Here is a 3,817-nt window from a genome sequence, read left to right as displayed (position 1 = left end):
TTCTGACGTATCAAATTTGCGATCTGACACGGTCCTTTATTTATTGTTTGGGATCATTATCAGGTATCCCTCTCGGACGTCTTATTCTGGAGCGCTTCATGACTTCTTCCACGTTTTCACCGGCGCTCGGCGAGCTTTCGACGAACTGGTTACGCCTCTTCGCTGAAACCTGCGAAATGCTCACTGCGACGACGGAAGTCGTCAAAGTCCGCACCACTCGTCTTGTAATGGCCGGGCCGCTGCCCAACGAGCGCGACCGGACCGAATTCAGCCTGATGAGCCGGGAAAAAAGCGAGGCGGCGAACGAATCGCTTCAGGCGATGGGTTCGGGGTTCATAGGCTTGAGCATGGGACTGGCGATGGCAACCAGCAAGCACATCTGGGCCACGTCGGCCGCCGCCGCGGACCTGGCTTCGAGTCGGTCGGCCGCGCAATGGCTCGAACACCAGGCAGCGCTTGTAAAGGTCGCAGCAGCCTCTCCAGCCAACCCTTTGCAGTTGGCAAGTTCCGCGACGCGCGTGGTGCAGGAAAGCCTCGCACCCATTCACGGCCGTGCAACAGCAAATGCCAAACGGCTGGGTGCGCTTTGACAGCCGCCGTGCTGACGCCGCCCTCTCTTCGGCAAGAAGACCGGGCGGCGCGCAGCCACAAAGCCCAGGCACCGGCGAAGATCACTTCTACGTTGCACGGCGTGTCGGAAACGATGCTATGGACGCTTTACGATCGGGCGTCCGAAGCACGTCGCGACGACGGCATTCTTGTCGACCCTGACAGCGTCCGTATCTGCGATGCGATCGACTACGATTTCATCGGCCATTTCGGCGAACCCGTCGGTGCATTTGCGGCGCGTGCGGCAGAGATCGACCAGCTCCTGAGCCGATGGCTCGAACGGCATCCCGACGGCTTGATCATATCCTTGGGCGAAGGGCTGGAAACGCAGGCTCGCCGCGTGGACAACGGGCGGATGCGCTGGCTGACGGTCGATCTTCCTGCTGCCATCGAACTGCGCGAGCTTTTTCTTCCATCGTCCACGCGCTTCGATCACATTGCCGCGAGCGTGTTTGAGCCAGGATGGATCGACGGGATTGAATCCGGCCCCGATGTTTTCATCGTCGTTCAAGGCCTCTTCATGTATCTCGAACCCGAAACCGTGAGACGTCTGTTCATACAGATCGTGGAGCGTTTTCCGGGTGCTGAAATTGCGTTCGACATCATTCCGCGATGGTTTTCCCAGTTGACCCTGTGGGGCTTCATGCAGACGCCGCGCTATCGCCTGCCGCCCATGCCTTGGGGTATCGATAGTAACGAGATTGCGGGTCGCCTGCGCAACTGGTCGTCATCCATCGCTGCCATGAACGTGCTCGAGTACAGGATCCCGCGTGGCTGGCCGAAGGTGACCGAGGACCTTTTTCGCATGAATCCGCTGACAAGATGTCACTTGCCGTGCCTGGTCCATTTGAAGGTTCGCGAGCAGTAGTGACCGCGCCGCGCAGTTCAATGCCGCGCGCACGAAGCAAAGCGCCTGACACAGGCATAACGCAACTTCAAGGCTGGGAAGCATCACGGCAACGATCATAAAATCCACCCCTTCTTCGAGCCCCGCGTCATGAAAGACAAGATTGTCACCGCTGATGAAGCGATCGAGTTGATCCGCGATGGGGACGCTGTATGCTGCTCCGGCTTTGTCGGAATCGGTACTCCGGACGACTTGATCATGGCGCTGGAAAGACGGTTCACGGGCTCGGGTTCGCCACGCGATCTCACGCTCGTATTTGCCGCCGCGCCGGGGGACGGCAAGGATCAGGGCCTGAACCGGGTAGCACTGCCGGGGCTCATAAAACGCGCCATTGGCGGACATTGGGCGCTGTTGCCGAAGCTCGCGAAGATGGCGACCGACGATGTGATCGAGGCATACAACCTTCCGCTCGGAACGATCTCGCATTTGTATCGGGACATCGCCGCTCATCGGGCCGGCACGATCACTCAGGTTGGACTGGGCACGTTCGTCGATCCCCGCCAGGGTGGCGGAAAGATCAACGCGAGAACGACCGAGGAACTGGTCAGCACCATCGAAATCGATGGCAGGACGTGGCTTTTCTACAAGGTCTTTCCCATCAACGTGACCCTGATCCGAGGCACCACGGCAGACCCCGAAGGCAACGTCACGATGGAGCGCGAGGCGCTCGTGCTCGACGCGATGGAGGCGGCAATGGCCGCCCATAACTCGAACGGACTCGTGATCGTCCAGGTGGAAAGGATCGCTGCGAGCGGGACGCTCGATCCTCGTGCAGTTGTCGTTCCCGGAATCTTCGTTGACCGTGTCGTGGTCGCATCCAATGGCGCGCACGCCCAGACTTACGGCACGGCGTACAGCCCTGCTTTCTCCGGCGAAATGAAGGTTCCGCCGGGCACAACGGAAAGCGCGGTGCTTGACGAGCGAAAAGTGATCGCGCGTCGATGCGCCTTCGAACTTCCCCTGGGTAGCGTGATCAACCTGGGTATTGGCGTCCCTGAAGTCGTAGGAGCCGTCGCCGCGGAAGAGCAACTGCTGAGCCACCTGACGTTGACCGCTGAACCCGGTGTGATCGGCGGCGCGCCCCAAGGCGGCTTGAATTTCGGCGCGGCAATCAATATCGATGCCCTGCTGCACCAGAACCAGCAGTTCGATTTCTACGATGGCGGAGGGCTGGACCTCGCGTGTCTCGGCATGGCGGAGATCGACCGGTGTGGAAACGTCAACGTCAGCCGCTTCGGGCCGCGCCTGGCCGGTGCCGGCGGATTCATCAACATCAGTCAGAACGCGCGGCGCGTGGTGTTCGCGGGAACGTTCACGGCCGGCGGACTCGAAGTCGCAGTCAAGGATGGACGTCTGCGTATCGTGTCGGAAGGGTCGAAGAGGAAACTCGTCGAGTCGGTCGAGCAGATCACGTTCAACGGGTCTCTCGCGGCCGAACGCGGCCAGCCTGTGACGTATGTGACTGAGCGGTGCGTCTTCCAGCGCGTGTCCGAAGGACTTGAACTGACCGAAATTGCACCCGGTATCGATATGGAGCGCGACATTCTTGCCCACATGGACTTCATGCCTATAGTGCGCAACGTGCGTTCGATGGACCCCCGTATTTTCCTGCCGCAACTCATGGGGCTCGCAACGGTGCTCCTCGATCGGCAAATGAGCGAGCGGCTCAGCTATGACGTCGAGCGCAACACGCTCTTTGCGAACTTCGAGGGCATGGGCGTCCGCTCGAACAGCGACGTGGAAAGTGTGCGGCGCGTGCTCGAGGCATTCTGCGATGGAATCGGCCATAAGGTTTCACTGATAGTCAACTACGACGGATTCCGTCTGGATGATCCGGTTGCCGATACGTATTTCGCAATGGTCAGGCGTTTGCAGCTCAAGTACTACAGTTCGGCGACCCGTTTCTCCGCCAGTGCATTCATGCGCGTGAAACTGGGCGCCGCTTTTCGTGAAGTCGATGCCGAATCGCACGTCTGCGAAACGCATGCGCAAGCCGCAAACCATGTGGCGAGCCAACTCGAAGATGAAGTAGGGCGCCCGCTACGCTGAGTCTTGCTTTCAGCGTCAGGGACATTCAATGCGCAATCCCGCATCTTTTGGCATTCTGAATGCGCTGGCAGGAACAGTCCGCTGCAATACGCGGAGATTAGCCGTGATTGAAAGAGTCAAGGAGATTACGTATGAAAGCATCAGATCTGTTCGTCAAGGCGCTGGAGAACGAGGGCGTCGATCGCATTTTCGCGGTGCCGGGCGAAGAAAATCTCGACGTTGTCGAGTCGCTGCGACGCTCGACCATCGAGT

Annotated in this window: 4 protein-coding genes; all 4 read left to right on the top strand. The window is 59.5% G+C overall.

What is annotated here, in order from left to right; genetic code table 11:
• On the top strand, positions 1-590 hold a 590-nt coding region (locus ACFFAR_RS27295; protein WP_375508828.1), incomplete at its 5' end, for a polyhydroxyalkanoate granule-associated phasin.
• The gene (locus ACFFAR_RS27290; RefSeq protein ID WP_375508827.1) at positions 587-1,477 is read left to right on the top strand and encodes a class I SAM-dependent methyltransferase; all 891 of its coding nucleotides are present in this window, start codon (positions 587-589) and stop codon (positions 1,475-1,477) included. The genes ACFFAR_RS27295 and ACFFAR_RS27290, both read left to right, overlap by 4 nt.
• A 129-nt stretch (positions 1,478-1,606) precedes the next feature.
• A complete protein-coding gene (locus ACFFAR_RS27285) occupies positions 1,607-3,565 on the top strand; it encodes an acyl CoA:acetate/3-ketoacid CoA transferase (protein ID WP_375508826.1) in 1,959 nt (652 codons plus the stop codon).
• 131 nt (positions 3,566-3,696) lie between these two features.
• Positions 3,697-3,817: thiamine pyrophosphate-binding protein (locus ACFFAR_RS27280; RefSeq protein ID WP_375508829.1), on the top strand; the 121-nt coding region annotated here is incomplete at its 3' end.

It is taken from the genome of uncultured Caballeronia sp. (assembly GCF_964243625.1).
GTDB lineage: Bacteria > Pseudomonadota > Gammaproteobacteria > Burkholderiales > Burkholderiaceae > Caballeronia.
The sequence above is the reverse complement of the archived record's forward strand: the minus strand, read 5'-3'. Positions and strand labels throughout refer to the sequence as shown.